This window comes from Enterobacter cloacae complex sp. 402C9 (genome assembly GCF_050030745.1).
Classification (GTDB): domain Bacteria; phylum Pseudomonadota; class Gammaproteobacteria; order Enterobacterales; family Enterobacteriaceae; genus Enterobacter; species Enterobacter intestinihominis.
Map to the genome: position 1 here is coordinate 89,260 of NZ_JBLGUW010000001.1, position 23,629 is coordinate 112,888.

At 53.6% G+C, this 23,629-nt stretch carries 23 protein-coding genes and 1 tRNA gene; 7 read left to right on the forward strand and 17 right to left on the reverse strand.

The genetic code is table 11. The features are described 5' to 3' along the window. Positions 1-2 precede the first annotated feature (2 nt). From ACQG1K_RS00440 to ACQG1K_RS00450, 3 genes are read right to left on the reverse strand one after another with little or no spacing between them, the layout of a single operon-like run. On the reverse strand, positions 3-680 hold the full coding sequence (locus tag ACQG1K_RS00440; protein WP_232934669.1) for a fimbrial biogenesis chaperone: 678 nt from the start codon (positions 678-680) through the stop codon (positions 3-5). Positions 681-733: 53 nt separating this feature from the next. Continuing rightward, a complete protein-coding gene (locus ACQG1K_RS00445; RefSeq protein ID WP_058646788.1) occupies positions 734-1,318 on the reverse strand; it encodes a fimbrial protein in 585 nt (194 codons plus the stop codon). A gap of 51 nt (positions 1,319-1,369) precedes the next feature. Then, on the reverse strand, positions 1,370-1,972 hold the full coding sequence (locus ACQG1K_RS00450) for a helix-turn-helix domain-containing protein (RefSeq protein WP_022646604.1): 603 nt from the start codon (positions 1,970-1,972) through the stop codon (positions 1,370-1,372). Between the two features lie 834 nt (positions 1,973-2,806). Here ACQG1K_RS00450 and ACQG1K_RS00455 point away from each other — a divergent pair. From ACQG1K_RS00455 to ACQG1K_RS00465, 3 genes are all read left to right on the forward strand, one after another. Then, entirely contained in the window at positions 2,807-3,595 is a 789-nt protein-coding gene (locus ACQG1K_RS00455; RefSeq protein ID WP_126291583.1) for a winged helix-turn-helix domain-containing protein, read from the forward strand. A gap of 1 nt (position 3,596) precedes the next feature. Continuing rightward, positions 3,597-4,076, forward strand: coding sequence for a hypothetical protein (locus tag ACQG1K_RS00460; RefSeq protein ID WP_022646606.1), 480 nt, complete (start codon positions 3,597-3,599; stop codon positions 4,074-4,076). Positions 4,077-4,429: 353 nt separating this feature from the next. Continuing rightward, positions 4,430-5,200, forward strand: a complete 771-nt coding sequence (locus ACQG1K_RS00465) for a GlxA family transcriptional regulator (protein ID WP_237765595.1) — start codon at positions 4,430-4,432, stop codon at positions 5,198-5,200. Between the two features lie 64 nt (positions 5,201-5,264). Here ACQG1K_RS00465 and ACQG1K_RS00470 read toward each other — a convergent pair whose 3' ends face one another. The 4 genes from ACQG1K_RS00470 to ACQG1K_RS00485 form a co-directional block, all read right to left on the reverse strand. Continuing rightward, positions 5,265-5,564: a helix-turn-helix domain-containing protein gene (locus ACQG1K_RS00470; RefSeq protein WP_023299004.1), complete on the reverse strand. Its 300-nt coding sequence runs from the start codon at positions 5,562-5,564 to the stop codon at positions 5,265-5,267. Further along, complete coding sequence (locus ACQG1K_RS00475) at positions 5,561-5,911, reverse strand: type II toxin-antitoxin system RelE/ParE family toxin (RefSeq protein WP_047050720.1); 351 nt, start codon at positions 5,909-5,911, stop codon at positions 5,561-5,563. Before ACQG1K_RS00475 ends, ACQG1K_RS00470 begins: the two co-directional genes overlap by 4 nt. A 366-nt stretch (positions 5,912-6,277) precedes the next feature. Beyond that, positions 6,278-6,436: a hypothetical protein gene (locus tag ACQG1K_RS00480; RefSeq protein WP_226869726.1), complete on the reverse strand. Its 159-nt coding sequence runs from the start codon at positions 6,434-6,436 to the stop codon at positions 6,278-6,280. Between the two features lie 102 nt (positions 6,437-6,538). Beyond that, positions 6,539-6,880, reverse strand: coding sequence for a SymE family type I addiction module toxin (locus ACQG1K_RS00485; protein WP_126291581.1), 342 nt, complete (start codon positions 6,878-6,880; stop codon positions 6,539-6,541). A gap of 128 nt (positions 6,881-7,008) precedes the next feature. Here ACQG1K_RS00485 and ACQG1K_RS00490 point away from each other — a divergent pair, with 128 nt between their 5' ends. Beyond that, on the forward strand, positions 7,009-7,182 hold the full coding sequence (locus ACQG1K_RS00490) for a YlcI/YnfO family protein (RefSeq protein WP_126291579.1): 174 nt from the start codon (positions 7,009-7,011) through the stop codon (positions 7,180-7,182). Between the two features lie 21 nt (positions 7,183-7,203). Here ACQG1K_RS00490 and ACQG1K_RS00495 read toward each other — a convergent pair whose 3' ends face one another. The 3 genes from ACQG1K_RS00495 to ACQG1K_RS00505 all read right to left on the reverse strand — a co-directional run bounded on the left by ACQG1K_RS00495 (position 7,204) and on the right by ACQG1K_RS00505 (position 8,770). After that, positions 7,204-7,773 (reverse strand): hypothetical protein, encoded by a 570-nt coding sequence (locus ACQG1K_RS00495; protein WP_426720974.1) that lies wholly within the window; start codon positions 7,771-7,773, stop codon positions 7,204-7,206. A gap of 294 nt (positions 7,774-8,067) precedes the next feature. Further along, positions 8,068-8,607, reverse strand: coding sequence for a hypothetical protein (locus tag ACQG1K_RS00500; RefSeq protein ID WP_367075556.1), 540 nt, complete (start codon positions 8,605-8,607; stop codon positions 8,068-8,070). A gap of 68 nt (positions 8,608-8,675) precedes the next feature. Next, a tRNA-Sec gene (locus ACQG1K_RS00505) sits at positions 8,676-8,770 on the reverse strand. Positions 8,771-9,058: 288 nt separating this feature from the next. On the opposite strand from ACQG1K_RS00505, the gene ACQG1K_RS00510 reads away from it, so the two are divergent. Then, on the forward strand, positions 9,059-10,450 hold the full coding sequence (locus ACQG1K_RS00510; RefSeq protein ID WP_426720973.1) for a glycoside-pentoside-hexuronide family transporter: 1,392 nt from the start codon (positions 9,059-9,061) through the stop codon (positions 10,448-10,450). A 12-nt stretch (positions 10,451-10,462) separates the two neighbouring features. Beyond that, positions 10,463-12,781 carry an alpha-xylosidase gene (gene yicI / locus ACQG1K_RS00515; RefSeq protein ID WP_367075558.1) on the forward strand — a complete coding sequence of 773 codons (2,319 nt, stop codon included), beginning with the start codon at positions 10,463-10,465 and terminating at the stop codon, positions 12,779-12,781. 128 nt (positions 12,782-12,909) lie between these two features. Here yicI and ACQG1K_RS00520 read toward each other — a convergent pair whose 3' ends face one another. Together ACQG1K_RS00520 and xanP are read right to left on the reverse strand one after the other, a co-directional pair. Further along, positions 12,910-14,604, reverse strand: a complete 1,695-nt coding sequence (locus ACQG1K_RS00520) for an AsmA family protein (protein ID WP_038415017.1) — start codon at positions 14,602-14,604, stop codon at positions 12,910-12,912. Positions 14,605-14,722: 118 nt separating this feature from the next. After that, entirely contained in the window at positions 14,723-16,114 is a 1,392-nt protein-coding gene (gene xanP, locus ACQG1K_RS00525) for a xanthine/proton symporter XanP (RefSeq protein ID WP_032626600.1), read from the reverse strand. A 225-nt stretch (positions 16,115-16,339) separates the two neighbouring features. Between xanP and gltS the strand changes: the two genes are divergently transcribed. After that, positions 16,340-17,542 carry a sodium/glutamate symporter gene (gltS, locus tag ACQG1K_RS00530; protein WP_006812438.1) on the forward strand — a complete coding sequence of 401 codons (1,203 nt, stop codon included), beginning with the start codon at positions 16,340-16,342 and terminating at the stop codon, positions 17,540-17,542. Positions 17,543-17,545: 3 nt separating this feature from the next. Here the strand turns inward: gltS and recG are convergent, their stop codons facing one another. From recG to gmk, 5 genes are read right to left on the reverse strand one after another with little or no spacing between them, the layout of a single operon-like run. Continuing rightward, entirely contained in the window at positions 17,546-19,627 is a 2,082-nt protein-coding gene (gene recG / locus ACQG1K_RS00535; RefSeq protein WP_069596128.1) for an ATP-dependent DNA helicase RecG, read from the reverse strand. A 3-nt stretch (positions 19,628-19,630) separates the two neighbouring features. After that, complete coding sequence (gene trmH / locus ACQG1K_RS00540) at positions 19,631-20,320, reverse strand: tRNA (guanosine(18)-2'-O)-methyltransferase TrmH (protein WP_032622047.1); 690 nt, start codon at positions 20,318-20,320, stop codon at positions 19,631-19,633. 4 nt (positions 20,321-20,324) lie between these two features. After that, positions 20,325-22,439 carry a bifunctional GTP diphosphokinase/guanosine-3',5'-bis pyrophosphate 3'-pyrophosphohydrolase gene (gene spoT / locus ACQG1K_RS00545; RefSeq protein ID WP_022646616.1) on the reverse strand — a complete coding sequence of 705 codons (2,115 nt, stop codon included), beginning with the start codon at positions 22,437-22,439 and terminating at the stop codon, positions 20,325-20,327. A 19-nt stretch (positions 22,440-22,458) separates the two neighbouring features. Then, positions 22,459-22,734 carry a DNA-directed RNA polymerase subunit omega gene (gene rpoZ, locus ACQG1K_RS00550; RefSeq protein WP_000135058.1) on the reverse strand — a complete coding sequence of 92 codons (276 nt, stop codon included), beginning with the start codon at positions 22,732-22,734 and terminating at the stop codon, positions 22,459-22,461. A 54-nt stretch (positions 22,735-22,788) separates the two neighbouring features. Beyond that, positions 22,789-23,412 (reverse strand): guanylate kinase, encoded by a 624-nt coding sequence (gene gmk / locus ACQG1K_RS00555; protein WP_006177710.1) that lies wholly within the window; start codon positions 23,410-23,412, stop codon positions 22,789-22,791. Positions 23,413-23,629: the final 217 nt, after the last annotated feature.

Here is a 23,629-nt window from a genome sequence, read left to right on the forward strand (position 1 = left end):
TATTATTGGGACAATGACGTGCGGGTAACGGGCGTCCAGGCCCCATAATCGTTAATCGTCTGGTAGTTCATGCTGCTCGCATGGCTGAAGGTGTCTGCCAGCGTCACGCTGGCTTTCGGCGGCACCATGACGGGCGACACCGGCCTGCCATCAATTTTCAGGTTAATGGTGGTGAGGTAATACGGCGTTGGGTTGGTCAGCGTGACCTTGCCCGCGCGGTAGGCGCCTGCAAGGTTTTTCCATGCCTCTCCTGCGCCTTCCCGAAGCGACTCAGGGCGATAAAAGACCTTGATGCGGTTGGCAGAGGCGAATTGCAGCGAATTGCCGGAACCGTTTTTAACCTGCTGTGGGATAGCTTTGACCGTCATCCAGTACAGCGTTTCGCGATCGGCTGGCAGTGCGTTGCCGCTGAACATGATTTTCACCGCGCTTTCGCTGGCGGGCTTCATGACGTACAGCGGCGGCGTGATGACGAAGTCGTTGGTACGGCTCCCTTTCTCGTCTTCCATCCATGACTGGATCAGGAACGTGGCATCAGGGTGGGTATTTCTTACCTGCATCATCGTCTGCGTCGTCGCGCCTGCATAGACCAGCCGCGTTGCACCCAACCCCACGCCGCCTGCATACACGGCGGATGAACATAACGTGCCAGCCAGACAAATCCATGTGTTTACGCGCATTGTGCGTCTCCTGAAAGCTGAGTCAGACCCGGCCAGCAGACCGGGCCTGAAGATTACGAATAGGTCACGGTGTAGGTTGCGACCGCGCTGGCATCACCCGCCGTGGCGTTGCCCAGTGGGGAGTAATATTTCGCGCTGAAGTTCAGGGTGTTCGCCCCCGCACGCAGGGGGATCGCTGCTGCCGGCTCACCCAGCCTGACGACGTTGCCCTGTTCATCATAAAGACGGATAGCGACATGCTGCGCCGAGCCCGCGCCGCCGTTTACTCCCGCAGCCAGGCTATTCACATCGGTACTGTCCGGCGTACCGGTGAAGGTGATAGCCACGGTCGTTGCGGCAATGGGGTTATCTTCCGTGGACGCGGAGGTATCGGCGATTTCGCAATCCTCCAGCGTGATGGAGAAGGCTTTTGCGGTACTGGCTTCACTGCCTGCGGCAGCCAGCGTGGCGGTACGCACTTCACCCATGTCGACGTCGATATTCGCGCTACCGGCGCTGATGGCACAGGCGGAGGTCACCACTTTACCGCTAAAGTTAACCGTGCCGCCGCTGGTGGTGGTGGCCAGTGCTGAGCCCGCTGGCAGCAGGGCGGCAATGCTTAATGCCAGCAGAGAATGGCAAGTAAGGCGTGCTTTCATTTCATGGTTCCTTGGTTTTTTATTACGAGATTTGCTCTGAAAGCGGCAGGTCTAACTGGTTAAAAAGACCAGCAAATCTGTCTTATTCCTGAGCCCGAGTTTTCTTATCGCTGAGCTTTTTAAAGCGCTCACGCGGCGATAAGAAAGTTTCTCCAGTTCTGCGATGTAACGTATATCCAGTCCGTTCCTGAGTTCCTTTAATACCCTCCTTTCTCCAGGCGTCAGCGATAACGCCGCTGGCTGCTTTTGGGGCCGATAATGGCTATCGACCATTTTTGCTAGCTTTATCCGCCACTGATAAACCGTGTTCTGTAGCGAGATATAGGCATCAATATCTTCCCTGGCCCATAACAGGGAATGGGCAGAGGTTGAGTACAGGCAGATAATCACCTCTGGATGCGTGGCTTTGATTTTTTTTAAATATTTCAGTGAGCCATACCCTGTATGGTATTTCTCTGCGCCGGATATAAATAAGATATCGATACGAATCGACGACAGCGCCTTATCCAGTTCCTGATAACCTCCTTCGATGATAATGATGTGAAGGTCGTCGCGGATGCTGCGTAATAACGTTTTAATGCCGTTTCTTGCATAATGATCGCCGCCCATCAATGCAACAGTAATATGCTGTGTTATTTGGTTATTGTTCGTCATGTTATTCCTCGAATTATAATAGTAATCAGGCGAATTATTTATAAGGGTATCGCCAGTATTCTCGAAGCAATGACGTATTGCATAGTGTAGGCCTACTATACGTCGGCCAATAAAGAGGTAATCTGAATTAATCTAAAATTGTATTAATTACTGAGATCGAGACCGGTTACGACGCTTCCCTCTGATTGGTCTTATTCCGCTTCGCTTTCTGTAAATTATGATAGCCGCTATTTTTAATGAAAATTTAGCTTTGATAAATGTTTTGTAAGGAGTTTGTCGTCTGGTGTCAGTGCGGGTGTGAAGTTGCTGACGGGGAATAACAATTTACGAATGTTATCATCGATAAAAACTGATAGAGAGGTGGGTGAAAAGCATACAAAAACCATGTAACTTATTGATATTTGTCAGGTTGAGAAAACTTAAGGCTTAAGAGTACTGAATATTTCAGACACGCATGTCCGTGGCGTACAATGTTTTTTTATGTAGATATTTGTCAATGTCAAGAGGCGAGGAGTGCGCCAAAAGGAGAGGCTCTGATAAAAGAGATGCTGTCGATAGTCAGATACTTCTGTGGAGCGGAAATTCCCTTCACAAAACATCATAATGAGGATGGTCGCGGATGAAGCGGCTCTGCAAGCCCCATTCTACAAGGGTTGAGTTCTTATGCAGGTTCAGTGAAGCTTAAGGGATGAAATATAAATTAAGATTTTTCGCCAATGGCGAAGATATACAGCATGCTGTTAATCAGTCACATTAATCCCGACGCGAATGTCATCACATACATGCGGTGACTCAGGTTCAACATCTGTTAACCGGAGAATTCATACTGCCCCTATGCATAAGCATTACATTATAAATAATATCGTCGAATTTCATCCTGCGGCCAGCACGTTACGTGATATCAACAATCCTGACCGTGTGGTTGTGTTAAATTCGCCAGCAGGCCGATGCCTGTTGTTATTAATCGACAGAGCGGGGTCGATTGTCACTCAGCAAGAGTTCCTTGATATTGTCTGGCAAAGCCGCGGCATGCTTGTCTCCTCCAATACCTATTACCAGAACATCTCCATTCTGCGCAAAGGGCTCAAAAAGATTGGTTTTGAAACTGACCCTATCGTTACCATTCCCCGGATTGGGCTGACGCTGGCAAGCGACACGCAAATAACTGTCAGAGAGTCTTCACCCGTCGCGCCTCAACCCGCAGAGGGACAATGTATGGAGGCGCCAGCGATCGAGGAGGTCTCTGCATCCTCCGCGCCAGCAGCGCCCGTTGCCAGGAAGCCCACGCGCTGGCTGGCTGTCGTCATGGGGCTATTGGTCATCCTGGCCGGGGCAGGCGTGACGGGATATATGAGCGCCAGGGAAAACCGTTTTGTTGAGGATTACCGTTTTGCGGCATCCGTCGGGGCCTGTCGCGTTTATCTTGCGAACGACATTCAGACTCACGCTGAACGCGCTTCCGCGCTGACCTATGTAGAACAATTCAAGGCTGAATGCGCGCAATATCCCTGGGTTTACATCAGCTGGTACGCCCTGCTTCCTCGTGCGTCGGTTATTCGCTGCGACCGGCCAATGAAAGAACCGAACCGCTGTATATCTGATTATTTCCTGAAGGATAGCTAGCATGACTCGTTTTCGGCAGATGCTGTATGTCATCGTGACGGGCCTCGTCACGGCAGGCGTGCTGACGGGCTATTACCTGTGGCACCGATCTTACGTTCAGCCTTTTTCATGCCAGGCTAATCTGGTACAGCACCATCCGGATGAGACGCTGACGGTCTGGCTGAATTACACCTTCGACGGGAAATTCGGCACCCTGAGCATGAATGGCCGGGCAAAGAGCGATCCGGGTAAAACCATCGACAGGAAAATTTCCTTTCGGGTGGAGAGAAAAGATCGCCTCTATTTGCTGACGTCAGAAAAAAATATGACTTTCCCGGACGATAATGTCGAAGACAGCTGGCTGGAAAAATATGAACCGCAATTTTTTGTCTATCCGGGCAAGAGTATTTATATGCGTATCAATGAACAACATAATGGTAACTATATCTTTACCTTAGGAACATTACCGACATATGTGTGTCGTGGTTCAAAAAAAGAATGATGTAAACGAGAAAAGCATTATATTTTCCTCCCGTCTCATTTATGCTTGATTTAAAATATCAGGATTATCTTAGAAATATAAAGTGCGACAGATCATGTTGCGATAATGTAATTAATTTTAAATTTGGCAAGTAAATGAAAAGTGTATTTGACTCCTCCGATGGGGGGAAATCAGTACCGGAAAAGTGTCTGCATATTGGGTTGATATTATGGCCCCGTTATTCACTCCTGGCCGTCTCCGGGTTGCTGGAGGCGCTGCGTTATGCAGCGAAAGCTCAGGATAAATTAGCATTTAAAATCAGCCTGATAAGTGAGTTTCCTGATATCCCGATTATCAGCAATGCGGGAATAATCATGAGACCGGATTCCCCCCATGCCCCGCCGGAAAGTTTTAACTACCTTGCTGTTATCGGCGGTGAATTGCAGTATCTGGACTTAGGGTATCAGGGGGATAAAGCGTATCTGGCACATGCCCACCATGCCGGGGTTCCGCTCATTGGCATTGGCACCGGCAGTTTTGTCCTCGCACAGGAAGGATTGCTGAATGAACGACGAGCGTCCATCCATCCTTTCCACCTTGATGCATTTCGGCAGGCTTTCCCGCTGGTTTATGCTGAGCAAGGGTATGATTTCATCGACGATGGCGATGTGCTGACCTGCCCGGGCGGTATTTCCACCCTGACGCTGGCAACTGAGCTTATCCGCGCCCATGCCGGGGATGATATCGCCAGCACCACCTGTCAGCGTTTGTCGCTCGTTCCGCATGAAATTGCCACCCCACGTCCGGCGAATCTTGCGCTTATCCCTGACTCGCGGTTGCGCCGCGCCGTCATGCTGATTGAACAGTTCCTGACCCGGCCGCTCACTACCGCCGGGCTTGCGCGAGAAGTGGCATTGAGTGAACGCCAGCTCAACCGTCTGTTCCACGCAGAATTCGGCAAAACGGCCCGCGAATTTATCCGCAGCGCCAGACTGCGCTATGCTTGCTGGCTGCTGAAGAACTCGCAGCAAAGCGTGACGGATATTGCGCAGCGGATGGGATTCAGCGACTGCGCGCACTTTATTCGTCATTTTCAGACGGAGTATGGTTGTACGCCTGGGGTGTGGCGCACGTCGCAGAATTAATTTTCTGAGGTGGATGTAAAATGCGGCTTATATAGTTGCGCCATCAACTACAGATACAATCGCGCTAGAGATGAAACGCAACCTGCTTGCCAGTGGGTAGTTCCACGTTAATGCTAAGTTTTCCGCCCATCGCTTCGATGTAACGCTTAAGCGTAGCAATCTTCAGATCGTTTCCACGCTGCTCCAGCTGTGTTACCGCAGGTTGACTTACGCCCATAAGATCGGCGACATGTTTTTGCGAAAGCTGGAGCTCTTCACGCAGAAGTTGCAGACCGGTTTCGAGGAACATTTCCTCTGCCATCTCCTGAATGCGCTGTTGGCTTTCCGGTGAGCGTGACGCAATCACTTCATTTAAGGTTTTCACTTGGCTGCCTCCAGGCTTGTCAGATGAAGGGTGAATTCAGCATCCGCAATGCGAATCAGTTTTTCATAAAAGGTTTTGTCATTACGCTTATCGCCCGCGCAAAGCACAATGGCCTGACGTACAGGATCAAACGCGAAGAACGCACGAACCGGGCGACCCGCATATTGAATACGTAACTCTTTCATATTCTTATACTGTGAGCCCTTAACGGTATCCGCATAGGGACGAGGAAGACGCGGTCCATAATTCTGTAGATTTAACAGGTCTGCCAGTACCTTTTCCTGCAACCCATCTTCCTGTTCAAGCAACCATTGCTCGAATACCTTACTAAACAGTACCGTCCACATGCTTTCGTCCATGATAAGCTGTAGCTTATAAAAAGAATATAAGCTGTAGTTAATAAATGCAATGGCTGTCAGTGGCAGCCGGGGCGTGAGTGGCAGGAGTATGACAAAGAAGAGATATCAAACGGATGGTGCAAGTGAGAAACTGCGAGGCGCTTTCCAGCGTTTCTTCGAAATGATCATATAGGGCGGATGATCCGACTGGAAGATTCTTCAGACACTTGTTATCCATAACAAAGCCATTTACAAGTTATTCCTGGAGCGCCTGGTCTGCCCTAACCGAAAGCGAGGAAGCCGGGAAGGCAATAGTGAAATGTGTTGCGATTGTCCTTCTTGCTGAACCTGTAAGTAAGCCTTACAAGTTACTTTTTATTCAAGTTCACCCTCTTCATAAATTGCTTTGATATGCTGAGTTATGGCTTGCGGTGTGACCTGAAAAAGAGCCGCTCTGGCTGCTTGCGACAGCCAGAGTGTTTCAAGTTTAAAGCGACATGTGATGCGAGCGGTTCCGTCATCACAGGCAAACATAACAAATCACCTGTCGGAGATTGGATTACGTCTTATCAGCCATGTCGTTTTCATATCTTAAACGCCTGTTGCACAAGACGGTTTGCGCGCCAGAAACAGCCGCTAAGCCAGGTGGTTTGTATTTGATTTTGCGAGGCGCTTTTCAGCATGTGGAATTTGGATCGCTGCAAGCGCGTCCTCTATCTCGGTGAGCTTTGCCTTCGTCCTTTTATAATCGTCCTGCAACCTCTGCTCCTGCTCGTTATACGCCACCAGAACGATGCACCCTTTCATCACCTTTACCGTGACCTGCTGCCCAGTATCAAACCCCGCCGCGCGCAGCCACTTGCCGGAAAGGATGATTTTTGGCGTAGATTTGTCGTAAACATTCGGGCGGTATCCCACAATTAACGAACGCTCGGTTCCGGATTGGTCGGTGTCTGGGGTAGAATGCGAATCAGCCATAATCAACTCCTTGATAGTTGGTGAGGTTAGACGCCCATTAGTGCTCCAACACTGCTGGGCGTTGTCAGAATTACGAATCCATGTGGTAGGTACCACATGCAGATAAATTAACCGAAGTGGTACCTACCATGCAAGAGAAAAAGAAACCAAATTTTGACCGTACCAAAAGCACTATGAAGAACATCCGGTTTGAGGATGAGCTTTTGGAGCAGATTGAGAAGGCTGCGGGGAAAGGGAATTTTAGTAAGTGGGTTAAAGAGGCTTGTTGGGAAAGGCTAAATATAAAATCAAAAAAGAGGTAATACTACCTCTTTTTTATATGATTATTTTATTTCTGTTTCTGTTTCTGTTTCTGTTTCTGTTTCTGTTTCTGTTTCTGCCTCTGCCTCTGCCTCTGCCTCTGCCTCTGCCTCTGCTTCTGCTTCGACCTCCGCTTTGACATCAGCCATAGACGGAGAAGTATGCTCTTCTATAGGTTCAGGGTCGTTTTGAGGTACGATGAATTCAAGCATCTCATCTTCTGTGAAAAGTTCTTGGCAGATGGACTTAAATTGTTCGCTTTCTTTGAAATATTTAAATAAAGGCCAATCTATCAAATGTTCTTTTTTAAATTCTTCTGCAAGATATGCCTTTTTCATATATTCAGCAGCCTTGTCATAATCAGATAACAAGATCCTTTCTGCCATTTTGAAAAGAAAACTTAATGCGGACCAATCATACTGAGAAAGCAGCGAATAACATTTTTTCTCTTCATTGGAAAATTTATAAGCTATGGCAAGATTAATAACAAGATACCTTCTTGTTATTTCATCTAAAGATTTTGATTTGGTTTCCGAAAATAATGGCAATACACTAATACATAAATCATATTTTTCCTTTTTTTTATAATTCATATGATAGTTGTATCAAACTATTATATGCAGGGAGGCTATCTTCTTGACTTTTGAATAGATTCAGCCAAAGAACATGGGTTAGCTTTATTACTAACTCAGAAATAATTGCAATCGCATTGAAAATATATGTGTTTGAAGCGAAAAGAGCAGTTCCTAATTTCGTATCTCCAATATTACAATTGTTTTCAGTACAAATCTTCATATATTGTGAAGAGACTACGCCATTACAATGTACAAATAAATTTCTACGTTCTGTAATTTCTATAAAAGATGTTAATATAGTTAACCCTTTAGTTAATGGAATCGAGAATTTTTTTCCAAACTTAATAATTGTTCTAAATGACTTTTTCTTAAAGTTGTTTCAATATCCTTTTCAATTACAAAATCTTTTATCTTATCAATGCTTCCAAACTCCATAATCTCATTAAATGTAAGGTTCTTCTCTAGAGAGTTTATTATTTCAGGTTTGGAAAGATAGATTTCTTTTAATAGCACTCCGAGATATGCATCATACTCGCTTACGATAGATACAAGAAAACTTGATGGAATGGCTCTCGCTGTTTTTAAGGATTTATGAACGGAACGCATTAGGAAATATAATTCTCTTTGCTTTTCAAAAGGCATTTTATATTTTATTAATATACCTTCCCCATCATACTCTCGCTGATATGAGTGCGCTAAAATGAATTCGTCTGATTGTTTTTCTTTTGCCTTAAAATCTCTATAAAGATTCCTTCTAATCGTAGGTAATGTTTCTTCAATACCCTCAAGAACATCAATAAAGTTATTTAAATTGTATCTAATTTTAGAGAAATCAGGGGAGGATAGTTCCATTTCACAACCTTATTTTTCAAGGAATAAAAGGTGATTAGGATTATTGGATTGTTGGCGTTTTGCATTTTTGGCGGAAGATCACAGGAGTCGAACCTGCCCGGGAACGCTGGCGCCCCCAACTGGATTTGAAGTCCAGCCACCTCACCGGAGATGACGATCTTCCGCGCCTGCATTGCTACATGGAGGCGGGGCGCATTATAGCTACTTTCAGGCATTTACCACATACCCCACACCACTTTTTTCACCTCTCTTTTGACCTGAATCCCCCTGTTTCAGCTAATTCTTAAGAAAATCCTCAGGTTAGCATTTCGTGCTCATCAACTTTTATCCTGATCACAAAAAACAAGAAACGTAATCTCTTAACCAGAAAACGCAATACCCGCTCCTGAAACAATGGTTTAAAACCAATGCAACCGGTCTCAGCGCCCCCTACAGCGTGAAGGATAAAAATATGAGCGAAGTACTTTCAGTAAAAGAGAAGATTGGCTACGGCATGGGAGACGCCGCCAGCCATATCATTTTTGATAACGTCATGCTTTATATGATGTTTTTCTACACCGATATTTTTGGTATTCCCGCCGGGTTTGTCGGCACCATGTTCCTGCTGGCCCGCGCGCTGGATGCGATCTCCGACCCGTGCATGGGGTTGATTGCCGACCGCACCCGCAGCCGCTGGGGCAAGTTCCGTCCGTGGATTTTATTCGGCGCGATCCCGTTCGGCATCGTCTGCGTGCTGGCGTATACCACGCCGGACCTGAGCCTCAACGGCAAAATGGTTTACGCCGCTATCACCTACACGCTGTTGACCCTGCTTTATACCGTGGTCAACATCCCGTACTGCGCGCTGGGCGGGGTGATCACCAACGACCCGACGCAGCGTATCTCCCTTCAGTCCTGGCGCTTTGTGCTGGCGACGGCGGGCGGCATGCTCTCTACGGTGCTGATGATGCCGCTGGTAAACCTGATTGGCGGCGACGATAAAGCGTTCGGCTTCCAGGGCGGGATCGCCGTGCTGTCGGTGGTCGCGTTCCTGATGCTGGCGTTCTGCTTCTTCACCACCAAAGAGCGCATCCAGGTGCCGCCGAGCACCACCTCCATGCGGGAAGATCTGCGCGACATCTGGCAAAACGACCAGTGGCGCATCGTCGGCGTGCTGACCATCCTCAACACCCTTGCCGTCTGCGTGCGCGGCGGCGCGATGATGTACTACTGCACCTGGATCATGGGTTCGCCGGAAGTGTTCGTCGCGTTCCTCACCACCTACTGCGTCGGCAACCTGATTGGCTCCGCGCTGGCGAAACCGCTCACCGACTGGAAGTGCAAGGTCAGCATCTTCTGGTGGACCAACGCCGCGCTGGCGGTGGTCAGCGTGGCGATGTTCTTCGTGCCGATGCATGCCACCGTGCTGATGTTCGGCTTCATCTTCGTTATCGGCGTGCTGCATCAGCTGGTGACACCGATTCAGTGGGTAATGATGTCCGATACCGTCGACTACGGCGAATGGACCAACGGCAAACGCCTGACCGGCATCAGCTTTGCGGGCACGCTGTTCGTGCTGAAGCTCGGCCTGGCGCTGGGCGGGGCGATGATCGGCTGGATGCTGGCAGGCGGCGGCTACGACGCTGCGGCCAAAACCCAGAACAGCGCGACCATCAGCATCATTATCGGTCTGTTTACCCTGGCTCCGGCGATCTGCTACGTGCTGAGCGCCATTATCGCCAAACGCTACTACACGCTGAAAACCCCCTTCCTGACCAAAATCCTGCGCGAGCTGGCGCAGGGCGCGCGCCGCAATCAGCAGGAGTTTGAAAACCTGCCGGTCAGTAAAGAATTGCAGAACTAAGAGGACGTAAGCATGAAAATCAGTGATGGAAACTGGCTTATCCAACCGGGCCTTAACGTGACGTATCCGGTACAGGTGTTCGACGTGGAGCAGCAGGGCAATGACCTGGTGGTGTATGTGGCGCCGCGTGACGTGCGCGAACGCACCTGGCAGCTCGACACGTTGATGTTCACGGTGCGCCTGTTTGCTCCGCAGGAAGGGATTATCGGGGTGCGCATTGAGCACTTCCAGGGCGCGCTGAACAACGGCCCGCACTATCCGCTGAACGTTCTGAAGGATGTAAAAGTTGAGATTGAAAACAACGCCGAATTTGCCGAGCTGAAAAGCGGCAGCGTCAGCGTGCGCGTCACCAAAGGCGAGTTCTGGGCGCTGGATTTCCTGCGCAACGGCCAGCGCATTACCGGCAGCCAGCTGAAAAACAACGGCTACGTGCAGGATACCAACACCGATCGCAACTATGTGTTTGAACGTCTGGATCTGGGCGTGGGGGAAACGGTCTACGGTCTGGGCGAGCGCTTTACCGCCCTGGTGCGCAACGGTCAGACGGTCGAAACCTGGAACCGCGACGGGGGCACCAGCACCGAGCAGTCCTACAAAAACATCCCGTTCTACCTGACCAACCGTGGTTATGGCGTGCTGGTGAATCACCCGGAAAATGTCTCGTTTGAAGTCGGCTCCGAGAAAGTGTCCAAAGTGCAGTTCAGCGTGGAAGGGGAGTATCTGGAGTACTTCGTGATCGACGGCCCGACGCCAAAAGAGGTATTAAACCGCTATACGCAGTTCACCGGGCGTCCGGCGCTGCCGCCGGCGTGGTCGTTCGGCCTGTGGCTGACCACCTCCTTCACCACTAACTACGACGAAGCGACGGTCAACAGCTTTATCGACGGCATGGCCGAGCGCGACCTGCCGCTGCACGTGTTCCACTTCGACTGCTTCTGGATGAAAGCCTTCCAGTGGTGCGATTTTGAGTGGGACCCGGTGACCTTCCCCGACCCGGAAGGGATGATCCGCCGCCTGAAAGAGAAAGGGCTGAAGGTCTGCGTGTGGATCAACCCGTACATCGGCCAGAAATCGCCGATCTTCCGTGAGCTGAAAGAGAAGGGCTACCTGCTCAAGCGCCCGGACGGCTCCCTGTGGCAGTGGGACAAATGGCAGCCGGGGCTGGCGATCTACGACTTCACCAACCCGGACGCGTGCCGGTGGTACGCCGACAAGCTGAAAGGCCTGGTGGAGATCGGCGTCGACTGCTTCAAGACCGACTTCGGCGAGCGTATCCCGACGGACGTCCAGTGGTTTGACGGTTCCGATCCGCAGAAGATGCACAACCATTACGCCTACATCTACAACGAACTGGTATGGAACGTGCTGAAAGAGACGGTGGGAGAAGAAGAGGCGGTGCTGTTTGCCCGTTCTGCCTCCGTGGGGGCGCAACAGTTCCCGGTGCATTGGGGCGGCGACTGCTACGCCAACTATGAATCGATGGCGGAAAGCCTGCGCGGCGGGCTGTCGATTGGCCTGTCCGGCTTCGGATTCTGGAGCCACGATATCGGCGGGTTTGAAAACACCGCTCCGGCGCACGTCTATAAGCGCTGGTGCGCTTTCGGGCTGTTCTCCAGCCACAGCCGCCTGCACGGCAGCAAATCCTACCGTGTGCCGTGGGCGTACGATGACGAGTCCTGCGACGTGGTGCGCCACTTCACCCAGCTGAAATGCCAGCTGATGCCGTACCTGTATCGTCAGGCGGCGCTGGCCCGCGAGTTCGGCACGCCGATGCTGCGGGCAATGATGCTGGAGTTCCCGGACGATCCGGCGTGCGATTACCTTGACCGCCAGTACATGCTGGGGGATTCAATGATGGTGGCGCCGGTGTTCTCCGAGGCGGGCGACGTGCAGTTCTGGCTGCCGGAAGGGCGCTGGACGCACCTGTGGCACAACGATGTAATCGAGGGCAGCCGCTGGCATAAGCAGCAGCACGATTTCCAGAGCCTGCCGGTCTATGTGCGCGACAACACGCTGCTGGCGCTCGGCAATAATAACCAGAAGCCGGACTATGCGTGGCACGAGGGGACAGCCTTCCAGCTCTTCAACCTGAGCGATGGCGCAACGGCGGTAAGCGAAGTGCCTGCGGCGGACGGTTCTGTGGTGTTTACGCTGAAGGCGTCACGTCAGGGCGACGTCGTGACCTTTACCGGCGCGGGAGATGCGCAAAACTGGTCGGTGTGCTTGCGCAACGTGCAAAAGGTTGGCGGCGTGAAAGGCGGTTCACATGCGGGCAGCGAGTGGGGTGTGGTGGTGAAAGCCGACGGGGATGAGGTGGTGGTTCACCTCTGAGCCGTAAAAATGCCCGGTGGCGCTTCGCTTACCGGGCCTACGGTAATTATGCGGTCTGATGCCCTCACCCACGGTAGAAGGAACCAAAACCTCGTAGGCCGGGTAAGGCGAAGCCGCCACCCGGCTTTTTACTGTGCCGGAGCCACCGCCGACACCATCCCGCCGGTCATCGTCTGCTGCACCTGCTGTTTATCCATATTTACCGCGCTCAGCTTCCCGTTCACCGTCGGCTTCAGCGGCGCATTCGCCTGCACGCTGCCGCTGGCGGTGAGCTGAATATTGCCGTCGCCCGCAATCGGCAGCGCTGGCCAGCCCCACTGCTGCAAGACGTTGAGTGGTACGCCGCGCCCGTTCAGGCTCACGGTGGTTTGTCGCTGTGGCAGCTGTGACACGGTGGCGGTCGCTTCCAGGATCCCTTTCTCGGTAAAGGCGCTCAGGTCGGTAATGTTTACCGTTGCGGCGTTGGCATTCAGCGCCAGCGACGGGCGTCGCACGTCGACGCGGTTAAAGGTTGCTGCCGCCCCGTTCAGGGTTGCGTTACCGCCCCACACGCCCCACTTGTGGTCTTGCGCCAGACGCAGATTAGCGCCATAACCGTCGAGGGAGGTGATCTGCCATGGGAACGCCGGATCGATGTCGATCACCAGGTTGCGGCTCAGGCCGAATTTTTTCAGCGTCACGCTGTTCAGCCATGCCGGAAGCGGATCCATCCACAGCGTTTTCCAGTTTTCCGGAAGCGTATATTCCAGCCCGGCAATGGCAACGTCGTCCAGCACCAGCGCGTTCCCGTCGCGCAGCCAGTTGCCGGAGGTGCGCACCATGCCCCCTTCCCAGCGGGAAGTGAACTGACGCAGCGCAATGCCCTGCGGGGAGAATTCCGCGTTCAGGATAGGATCAAAAAGATGCAGCGAGCCGTAGATAAATTCGCTGGCGTTCAGGGATAACCGTCCCTCCTGGCTTTGCCAGTCACCTTTACTCAGGGTGAGGTTACGCAGGCTGAGATCGAGGTCGGTTACCGCCCAGTCTGGCCCCTGTAGACGGGCATCGGTCACTTCCAGCCGCCCAATCTGTAACGAAGGCAGGGTGGAGAGAGGGGCGAAGAAATCCAGCAGCGATTTGTCGCTTTGCAGGCGTATCTCATTCAGACGCAGGGTGTCGATAACCCAGCCACCGTCGGCATTACGCTGAGCCGACCCCGTAAGCGAGCCGCGCGCCATATCGGCACCGATGGTATTGAGCACCACCTCTTTGCCGTTGAGTTGTCCCTGAATCAGCACGTTGTTGGCCGGTATGCCGTTGAGCGTGAGCGACCCGGCGCTCATCTGGATTTGCGCATTTTTCCCCAGTACGTTCCCCGCCTCGGGCTGCCACGGGCTGACGCCACCGGTCACCTTTTGCGCACTGAGATCCCACTCCGTATTCGGGCTGTTAAAGGCCATGTTATTCAGTTGCAGACGATCGGCCTGGAACGGCAGCGGCGCCGTCTGTGGAGATAAATTCAGCGTGCCATCGAACAGGGTGATGGCGTCCATATGCAGCGGGTCGGTGATCTGGCGGCTGCTTAAGCCAATATCCACTTTTTTAGCGACCAGCGTGGCCGGTTTGCCATCTCGTCCGAAGGTAACGTTTTCCAGAAGAATGTGAGAAGGGGATGAAAAGCGGTGATCCATCAGGTCAAAGTTGAGCTCGTAATCGGTATTCACCGTGATCCAGCTACTGACCTGCGATGCGCCCCAGCGGGTCTGGAGCAGAAAATAAAAGGCGAGCACTACAATGAGCAGGGCTACCAGAAGATAGATAAGCAGCTTTCCAATAAATTTCATGGTCTTCCTTCCCGCGAAACGCACATAAGGGTGTTATGCACGATTTATGCGCAATGCTCAAGGCGGGAATGGTGTAAAGAGATGTCACGGCAGGCATTGACAGCCTGCCGTGTGGGGATCAGTTCTTTTCAGGCGGGAAAATGAGATTCAGCACGATAGCGGTAATACCGCCCGCGGCGATGCCGGAAGAGAGCAGGTTTTTCACCCAGTCCGGGGCAAACTGCAAAATCAACGGCTGCTGGGAGACGCCAAGTCCTACGGCGAGAGACAGCGCAATAATCATGATTGCGCGGCGGTTCAGCGGCTCGCGGGAGACGATACGCACGCCGGAGGCCGCGATGGTACCGAACATGACCAGCGTCGCGCCGCCCAGGACCGGCTCGGGAATGTGCTGCACAAACCCGCTCACCGCCGGGAACAGGCCGAGGACCACCAGCATCAGCGCCACCACGAAGCCCACGTAGCGGCTGGCCACGCCGGTCAACTGGATCACGCCATTGTTCTGGCCGAAGCAGGAGTTCGGGAATGTGTTGAACACCGCCGAGACAAACGAGTTCAGTCCGTTCGCCAGCACGCCGCCTTTCAGACGTTTCATGTACAGCGGGCCGGAGACCGGCTGCTCGGACACGTCGGAGGTGGCAGTGATATCGCCAATGGTTTCCAGCGAGGTGATCATAAAGACCAGCATCAGTGGCAGGAGCAGACTCCAGTCAATGCCCAGGCCGTAGTAGAGCGGCGTTGGCACGGTAATCAACGCGCTGTTGGTTGGGGTGGTGTTTTCCGGCAGCATGCCCAGCGCCCACGCCAGCAGGTAACCGGCCGCCATGGCGATCACCAGCGAAGCCACGCGCAGGTACGGGTTACGCTGGCGGTTAAGCAGAATAATGATCGCCAGCACTACGCCTGCCAGCAGCAGGTTTTTCGGCGCGCCGAAGGTATGGTCGCTCATTGCCGCGTAGCCGCCCCCGATGGAGGTCAGACCCACCTGAATCAGCGACAGGCCGATAATCATCACCACCACGCCGGAGACCAGCGGGGTGATCACCCGGCGCGCAAGGTGCAGAACGCGGGAGATGATCATCTCTGTGCAGCTTGCCAGCATCAGGGTGCCGAATAGCGCCGCCATCATCGTCGGGACATCTGCGCCGCCGGTTTTCAGTGCCGTACCGCCCATGATCAGCGGCGCCACAAAGTTAAAGCTGGTGCCCTGAATCGACAGCAACCCCGAACCCACCGGACCCCAGGCTTTAATTTGAATGATGGAGGCTACACCGGAAGCGAACAGAGACATACTGATGATGTGTTGCGTATCCTGCGCCGGTAACCCCAGCGCCTGACAAATCAGCAGAGCCGGCGTGATGACCGCAACGAACATCGCCAGCAGATGCTGGCAGGCGGCAAACAGGGTTTGAGGTAGCGGGGGACGATCTTCAAGGCGGTAAATCAGTTCACTGTTTTGCTTCTGCGCAATCGGTTGCGCATCAGCAGACTCCAGAGTGTTAACAGACATCGGCGGCAATCCCACGGTGGAAAAGCGGGCATTTTAGCTGACCACCTGGTAAAAGCAAACGATTGCCAGCAAAAAAAAGAGAGAAAATCTGCCGGTGTGAGCAGGTTTTCTACAACGAACAGGAAAAAAAAATTACACTTTTCGCGCCGGCGGCTCATGACGAGCATCACCCGGCCCAGGATAACGCCGCGTGTGTATGGAACACGCGCATAACAGGAGCCTTTTATGATTCATCTCGATACGTTGTCGACCCTTGTTGCCGCAACGCTGGTTCTTCTGCTTGGTCGCAAGCTGGTACACAGTGTTTCCTTTCTGAAAAAGTACACCATTCCTGAACCTGTCGCCGGTGGATTGCTGGTGGCGCTGGCCCTGCTGGTACTGAAAAAAAGCATGGGTTGGGAAATTGATTTTGATATGTCCCTGAAAGATCCGTTGATGCTGGCCTTCTTTGCCACTATCGGCCTGAACGCTAACCTCGCAAGCCTGCGTTCGGGTGGCAAGGTGCTGGGCGTGTTTTTGATTGTCGTGGTGGGCCTGCTGCTGATGCAAAACGCCATCGGCATCGGTATGGCGTCGCTGCTGGGGTTGGATCCGCTGATGGGTCTGCTGGCGGGGTCGATTACCCTGTCAGGTGGCCACGGAACGGGCGCGGCGTGGAGCAAGCTGTTCATCGAACGCTATGGCTTTGAAAACGCAACGGAAGTGGCAATGGCCTGCGCGACCTTTGGCCTGGTGCTTGGCGGGCTGATTGGCGGCCCGGTGGCGCGCTATCTGGTGAAACATTCCACTACGCCGGAAGGCAGACCAGACGATGAAATGGTGCCGACCGCGTTCGAAAAACCGGACGTTGGTCGCAGCATCACCTCGCTGGTGATGATTGAAACCATCGCCATGATTGCCATCTGCCTCACCGTGGGCAAAATCGTTGCGCAATGGCTGGCGGGAACGGCTTTCGAACTGCCAACCTTTGTCTGCGTGTTGTTTATCGGGGTGATCCTGAGCAACGGTCTGGCGCAGATGGGCTTCTACCGCGTCTTCGAACGCGCGGTGTCCGTGCTGGGGAACGTCAGCCTGTCGCTGTTCCTGGCGATGGCGCTGATGAGCCTCAAGCTGTGGGAACTGGCCTCGCTGGCGCTGCCGATGGTGGCGATCCTGGCGGTACAGGCCGTGTTTATGGCGCTGTATGCCATCTTTGTTACCTGGCGCATGATGGGCAAAAACTATGATGCGGCGGTACTGGCTGCGGGTCACTGTGGATTTGGTCTGGGAGCGACACCAACGGCCATCGCGAATATGCAGGCGATCACCGAACGGTTCGGCCCGTCGCACATGGCGTTTCTGGTGGTGCCGATGGTGGGCGCATTCTTCATTGATATCGTCAACGCGCTGGTCATTAAGCTCTACCTGATGCTGCCGATGTTTGGCTGACCGTCAGGCGTTGGAATACCGCTCGGTTTCCGGCATCCAGCGTTCAATTAACGCTGCCGCCTGTTCGGGGTAGCGTTCATGAATATGACGCGCAAGGCGTTGTACTTCGGGGATCATGGCCTGATCGCGCAGCAAATCCGCCACTTTAAATTCGGCGTTACCCGTCTGACGCGTGCCCAGCAGTTCGCCCGGGCCGCGGATCTCCAGATCTTTTTGCGCAATGACGAAGCCGTCATTGCTGTCGCGTAATACCTGCAAACGCATCTGCGCGGTTTTCGACAGCGGGGCTTTGTAGAGCAGCACGCAGTGAGAGGCGATCGCGCCACGGCCCACGCGGCCTCGTAGCTGGTGGAGCTGCGCCAGGCCCAGACGCTCCGGGTTCTCAATAATCATCAGGCTGGAGTTCGGCACATCCACGCCCACTTCGATAACCGTGGTCGCAACGAGTAAGTGCAGCTCGCCCTGTTTGAACGACTGCATCACCGCCTGCTTCTCGGCAGGCTTCATGCGCCCGTGAACCAGACCGACGTTCAGCTCTGGCAGGGCGAGCTTTAACTCTTCCCATGTGGCTTCGGCAGCCTGCGCTTCCAGCAGCTCAGACTCTTCAATCAGGGTGCAGACCCAGTACGCCTGACGCCCTTCCTGCGTACAGGCGTTGCGCACGCGGTCAATGATGTCGCTGCGCCGCGTGTCCGGTATGGCAACCGTGGTCACAGGCGTTCGGCCCGGCGGCAACTCGTCGATGGTGGAGGTATCCAGATCGGCATAGGCCGTCATCGCCAGGGTGCGCGGAATCGGCGTGGCGGTCATGATCAGCTGATGCGGGTGGAAGCCCTGTTGCAGACCTTTCTCCCACAGCGCCAGACGCTGATGAACACCAAAGCGGTGCTGTTCGTCGATAATGACCAGCGCCAGGCCGTTAAACTGCACCTGTTCCTGGAAAATGGCGTGCGTGCCGACAATCATCTGCACCTGCCCGCTGGCAATAGCTTCCTGCTGCGCAAGACGTGCTTTGCCCTTCTGCTTCCCGGCCAGCCAGCCCACTTCGATCCCCAGTGGGGCGAACCAGTTACGGAAATTGTTGGCGTGCTGCTCGGCCAGCAGTTCTGTCGGCGCCATCAGCGCCACCTGCTTGCCGTGGACGATAGCGCGTAAAGCGGCCAATGCGGCAACCAGCGTTTTCCCGGAGCCCACGTCGCCCTGCACCAGGCGCATCATCGGCACATTCAGCGCCATATCGCGTTCGATCTCGGCGGTGACCCGCGCCTGGGCGCCGGTGGGTTTAAACGGCAGTGTGGCCAGCAGCTTATCTTTGAGCTCATCATGCGGGCTTAATGGCTGCGCGTGGAAACGCTGCGCACCGGCGCGCAGGGCCAGCATGCTCAGGTTGTGAGCCAGTAATTCCTCAAGGATAAGACGCCGTTGGGCGGGATGTTTACCGCTTTCTAAATCAACAAGCTGAAGCGTTGGCGGTGGACGGTGCAGGGTGCGCAACGCCTCCGGCAGGCTCATCATGCCCTGCGCTAGCTCCGGTGGCAGCAGCTCGTTAATGGCGCAGGTATCGAGCAGCTCCAGCGCCTGGTCGGTGAGCTTGCGCAGCGTGGCCTGCTTAATGCCTTCGGTGGTTGGATAGACCGGGGTGAGCGTCTCCTGTAGCTCAGGTGAGCTGAGATCGCCTTGCACGCGGTATTCCGGGTGGATCATCTCCGCGCCGTATTTGCCCCGTTTGGCTTCACCGTACGCAAGTACGCGTCGTCCATTGGCAAGGCTGTTTTTCATCGCCGCATTGAAGTTGAAAAAGCGCATGGTGAGAATGCCGGTGCCGTCGCTGATCTGGCAGGTCATCATCCTGCGTCCGCCAAAGGTGATGTTGCAGTTCAGCACTTCCCCTTCAACGGTGGCGTAAATAGCGGGCAGCAGATCGCCAATTTTATAAAGCTGAGTACGGTCTTCGTAACGCAGGGGGAGGTGGAGCAGGAGATCCTGCACGGTGTGCAGGCCAATCTTCGCCAGTTTACTGCTTTGTGCCGCGCCCACGCCCGTCAGGCTGTTGAGCGGTATGGCGTCCAGCAGGCGGCCTTTCATGATTTACCCTGCGTACTGCATGGTGGACCACCACTCGGCATCGGCTTCAATTTCGCCCTGCGCGTTGACGTGGGGGTAAGGCAATTTCTTCTGCTTCGCAACGCGAGCCAGCACCGGATAGCCACCTTCAAACAGCAGGCGCTGCTGCTCCTCTTCCGGCAGCATGCTGTTGCTGCGCTCGTACATTCCGGCATTCTGACGCTGGCGCTGCGCTTCATACAGGATCAGCGCTGAGGCGACCGACACGTTGAGTGACTGGACCATGCCGATCATCGGAATGATGATGTCCCGGTCAGCCAAATCCAGTGCTTCCTGCGTGATCCCCGTTTTCTCCTGGCCCATTAAAATGCAGGTCGGACGGGTGTAATCGATCTCACGGAAATCCACGGCTTTAGCAGAGAGGTTGGTTGCCAGAACCTGCATGCCACGCCCTTTCAGGTGCGAGACCGCTTCACCAATAGTTTGGTGAGTTTTCACGGATACCCAGCTGTTGCTGCCTGCGGCGGTGGAGGCCATGGTACGCATACGTGCGCCTGGCCAGACGGCGTGGACTTCATGCACGCCGACGGCATCTGCGGTGCGAACGATAGCAGAGACGTTATGAGGTTTATGGACCTGCTCCATGCAGACCGTCAGATCAGGCTGACGCCTGGCGAGCATTTCGCAGATTCGCTCGTAACGTGTTGAATTCATAATGCTAGTTTCGGTTACGGGTGACTTTAATGACATCCGGCATCACGCGGATCTTGCGCATAATATTGGCCAGATGTACGCGGTCACGGGCGGTCAGGCGAATAAAGGCGCTGTAAACGCGGCCATCTTTTTCTTCAGTATTCAGGCTCTGAATGTTTGACGAGGCCGTGTTGATCGCTGCCGTCAGGTTCGCCAGTGCACCCTGGTGGTTAAACATATCCACCTTGATTTCAGTGATAAATTCCTGCGCTGTCTCTTTATCCCATTCGACCGCCATGAACTTCTCAGGCTCTTTCTGATAGCCACGGATGTTACGGCAGGATTCGTGGTGGATCACCAGCCCTTTACCCGGGCTGACGTGCGCAATAATCGGGTCGCCCGGGATAGGGCGGCAGCATTTGGCGAAGGTGATGAGCACCCCGTCAGCGCCTTTGATTGGCAGGTGACCATGATTTTGCGCGTTAGCAGGAACGGCTGTCGTTTCGCCCTGTTGCAGGTTCTTCGCCACGACCACGCTCATGGCGTTTCCGAGGCCAATCTCTGCCAGCAGGTCATCCAGCGAGGCGAGCTTCATACGCTCCAGCTCATGCTGAATGTTTTCTGGTGGGATCTCTGCCAGTTTGCGGCTGCCACCCAGCGCGTGATTGAGCAGACGACGCCCCAGGCTAACGGAGTCGTCGCGCTTGAGATTTTTCAGCAGCTGGCGGATTTTTGCGCGCGCTTTTGAGCTCACGACAAAGTTCAGCCAGGCAGCGTTAGGACGTGCGCCCGGCGCGGTAATAATTTCGACAGTCTGCCCGCTGAAGAGCGGCTGCGACAGCGGATAAGGCTGCCTGTCGACGCGGGCACCCACGCAGGCATGGCCGATATCGGTATGCACGGCGTAAGCGAAGTCGACCGGTGTCGCGCCCGCAGGCAGTTCGACAATGCGCCCTTCCGGCGTGAAAACGTAAATCTCATCCGGGAAGAGATCGGATTTAACGCTCTCGATAAATTCAAACGAGCTACCTGCACTCTGTTGCAGCTCCAGCAGGCTCTGCATCCAGCGCTGGGCGCGGATTTGCGCGGTGGTGCTGCTTTCGCCGCCGTGCTCTTTATAAGCCCAGTGCGCCGCGACACCCATTTCCGCCATCTGATCCATGTCTTCGGTACGAATTTGCACCTCAACCGGAACGCCGTGCGGGCCAATCATCGAGGTGTGCAAAGACTGGTATCCGTTCGCTTTTGGAATGGCGATGTAATCTTTGACGCGCCCCGGACGTGGCTTGTACAGGCTATGCATCTGCCCCAGCACGCGGTAGCAGGTGTCCGAGTCGTGGACGATGACGCGGAACGCGTAGATATCCATGATCGAGTGAAAACGCTGCTCCTTGAGCACCATTTTGCAGTAAATAGAGTACAAATGCTTTTCGCGACCGCTAACGCGGCACGGAATACCGGCTTCCTGCAAGCGCCCTTCGATTTCAGAGAGGATCTTTTGAATCATCTCTTTACGGTTACCGCGAGCGGCTTTCACCACCTCTTTAATCACGCGATAGCGGTTTGGGTATAACGCTTCAAAACCCAGCTCTTCCAGCTCGGTTTTAATGTGATGAATACCTAAACGGTGCGCCAGCGGACTGTAGATTTCGAGGGTTTCACGGGCGATGCGGCGACGTTTATCCGGGCGAAGTGAGCCCAGCGTGCGCATATTGTGGGTGCGGTCAGCAAGTTTGATGAGAATGACGCGGATATCCTGCACCATCGCCATGATCATCTTGCGAAAGTTTTCGGCCTGCGCCTCTTTCTTATCGCGGAATTTCAGCTTATCAAGCTTAGAGACCCCTTCCACCAGCTCGGCAACGCTTTTGCCAAACAGCTGTTCCATGTCCTGGTAGGTGGCAGGGGTATCTTCAATCACGTCATGCAGCAGGGCGGCCATGAGCGTTTCGTAGTCGAGTTTCATCTCGGCCAGAATACAGGCCACCGCTACTGGGTGCGTGATATAGGGTTCACCGCTTGAACGTGTCTGGCCCTCGTGAGCGTCACGTGCAACGAGATACGCCTGCTGAAGACGCTTAATCTGGTCTTCAGGCAGGTAGGTTTGAATCAGTTGATTCAGGCTTTCAAACAGATACAAGGGCGACCCGCAGGTTTAATTAACGACGACCTTCAGCAATGGCGGTTACGGCCTGCAGTTCTGCGGCTTCCTGCTCTTGCTGCTCCTGGCGCTCACGCACGTCGAGGATCTGGTTGTTGATCAGACCTTCTTCGATTTCGCGAAGTGCAATAACGGTGGTTTTATCGTTTTCTTCCGGTACCAGCGGATCTTTACCGCCTACCTGCATCTGACGAGCGCGACGCGCGGCGACCAGTACCAGGTCAAAACGGTTACCAATTTTCTCTACAGCGTCCTGAACAGTTACGCGTGCCATACTTAAAATGCTCCACAGGTGAAGAAATGACTGGGCATGATACTGAAAGTGGGTTCAGTCTGCCAACAGTTTGGTGATTAATGCGTCATGTCGCTGCTTCTGGCGGCTCATACGCAGACGTTCTGCGCGAAGGATAGTTTTGAGATCGCTCAGCGCGGCATCAAAATCATCATTCACAATAAGGTAATCATATTCCGCGTAATGGCTCATTTCTGCAACAGCCTGTGCCATACGCTTCGCGATAACTTCTTCGCTGTCCTGGCCGCGACCCCGCAGGCGGCGATCCAGTTCATCTTTCGATGGCGGTAAAATAAAGATACTGCGCGAATCAGGCATTTTCTTACGAATTTGCTGCGCGCCCTGCCAGTCGATATCCAGGAACACGTTCACGCCGGTCGCCAGAACCTGCTCAATGGTTTCACGCGAAGTACCGTAGTAGTTACCGAATACTTCTGCGTGTTCAAGAAACGCGTCTCTGCCAATCATCGCTCTGAATTCGTCGTGATTCACAAAGAAATAGTGTTCACCGTGCACCTCACCCGGACGCGGTGCTCGCGTGGTGTGAGAAACAGAAACCTGCGTATCGTACAACGGTTGGGTTTTTAACAGTGCCTGAATAAGGCTGGATTTACCCGCGCCACTAGGGGCAGAAACAATATAAAGCGTGCCTTGAGCCATGAGAGTCTTTTGTATGTGTTAACGAAGAAGTCCTACATACGGGCTTATTATACACGTCGCCGCTGTGTGACGTAGCCTTTGTCACACTTTTTCCCGTGGATGATTAAATTTTGCGTGCCGTTTTCAGGTTTTGTCTGCGGTTTGCAGCAACAAAAAGAAACGCTGGATAACGCCTCGTAAAGCGTAACGTTGCCATTCGCGTCGTTTTCAATACCGG

What these genes read in the sequence shown, in the direction of transcription:
- ACQG1K_RS00445 (WP_058646788.1), bottom strand. Translation starts at nt 1,318, where the DNA reads ATGAAAGCACGCCTTACTTGCCATTCTCTGCTGGCATTAAGCATTGCC.
- ACQG1K_RS00500 (WP_367075556.1), bottom strand. Translation starts at nt 8,607, where the DNA reads ATGGAACTATCCTCCCCTGATTTCTCTAAAATTAGATACAATTTAAAT.
- gltS (WP_006812438.1), top strand. Translation starts at nt 16,340, where the DNA reads ATGATTCATCTCGATACGTTGTCGACCCTTGTTGCCGCAACGCTGGTT.
- ACQG1K_RS00460 (WP_022646606.1), top strand. Translation starts at nt 3,597, where the DNA reads ATGACTCGTTTTCGGCAGATGCTGTATGTCATCGTGACGGGCCTCGTC.
- ACQG1K_RS00485 (WP_126291581.1), bottom strand. Translation starts at nt 6,880, where the DNA reads ATGGCTGATTCGCATTCTACCCCAGACACCGACCAATCCGGAACCGAG.
- ACQG1K_RS00480 (WP_226869726.1), bottom strand. Translation starts at nt 6,436, where the DNA reads ATGTTTGCCTGTGATGACGGAACCGCTCGCATCACATGTCGCTTTAAA.
- ACQG1K_RS00475 (WP_047050720.1), bottom strand. Translation starts at nt 5,911, where the DNA reads ATGTGGACGGTACTGTTTAGTAAGGTATTCGAGCAATGGTTGCTTGAA.
- ACQG1K_RS00440 (WP_232934669.1), bottom strand. Translation starts at nt 680, where the DNA reads ATGCGCGTAAACACATGGATTTGTCTGGCTGGCACGTTATGTTCATCC.
- yicI (WP_367075558.1), top strand. Translation starts at nt 10,463, where the DNA reads ATGAAAATCAGTGATGGAAACTGGCTTATCCAACCGGGCCTTAACGTG.
- ACQG1K_RS00465 (WP_237765595.1), top strand. Translation starts at nt 4,430, where the DNA reads ATGAGACCGGATTCCCCCCATGCCCCGCCGGAAAGTTTTAACTACCTT.
- rpoZ (WP_000135058.1), bottom strand. Translation starts at nt 22,734, where the DNA reads ATGGCACGCGTAACTGTTCAGGACGCTGTAGAGAAAATTGGTAACCGT.
- ACQG1K_RS00510 (WP_426720973.1), top strand. Translation starts at nt 9,059, where the DNA reads ATGAGCGAAGTACTTTCAGTAAAAGAGAAGATTGGCTACGGCATGGGA.
- xanP (WP_032626600.1), bottom strand. Translation starts at nt 16,114, where the DNA reads ATGTCTGTTAACACTCTGGAGTCTGCTGATGCGCAACCGATTGCGCAG.
- ACQG1K_RS00520 (WP_038415017.1), bottom strand. Translation starts at nt 14,604, where the DNA reads ATGAAATTTATTGGAAAGCTGCTTATCTATCTTCTGGTAGCCCTGCTC.
- ACQG1K_RS00455 (WP_126291583.1), top strand. Translation starts at nt 2,807, where the DNA reads ATGCATAAGCATTACATTATAAATAATATCGTCGAATTTCATCCTGCG.
- trmH (WP_032622047.1), bottom strand. Translation starts at nt 20,320, where the DNA reads ATGAATTCAACACGTTACGAGCGAATCTGCGAAATGCTCGCCAGGCGT.
- ACQG1K_RS00490 (WP_126291579.1), top strand. Translation starts at nt 7,009, where the DNA reads ATGCAAGAGAAAAAGAAACCAAATTTTGACCGTACCAAAAGCACTATG.
- recG (WP_069596128.1), bottom strand. Translation starts at nt 19,627, where the DNA reads ATGAAAGGCCGCCTGCTGGACGCCATACCGCTCAACAGCCTGACGGGC.
- ACQG1K_RS00450 (WP_022646604.1), bottom strand. Translation starts at nt 1,972, where the DNA reads ATGACGAACAATAACCAAATAACACAGCATATTACTGTTGCATTGATG.
- gmk (WP_006177710.1), bottom strand. Translation starts at nt 23,412, where the DNA reads ATGGCTCAAGGCACGCTTTATATTGTTTCTGCCCCTAGTGGCGCGGGT.
- ACQG1K_RS00495 (WP_426720974.1), bottom strand. Translation starts at nt 7,773, where the DNA reads ATGAATTATAAAAAAAAGGAAAAATATGATTTATGTATTAGTGTATTG.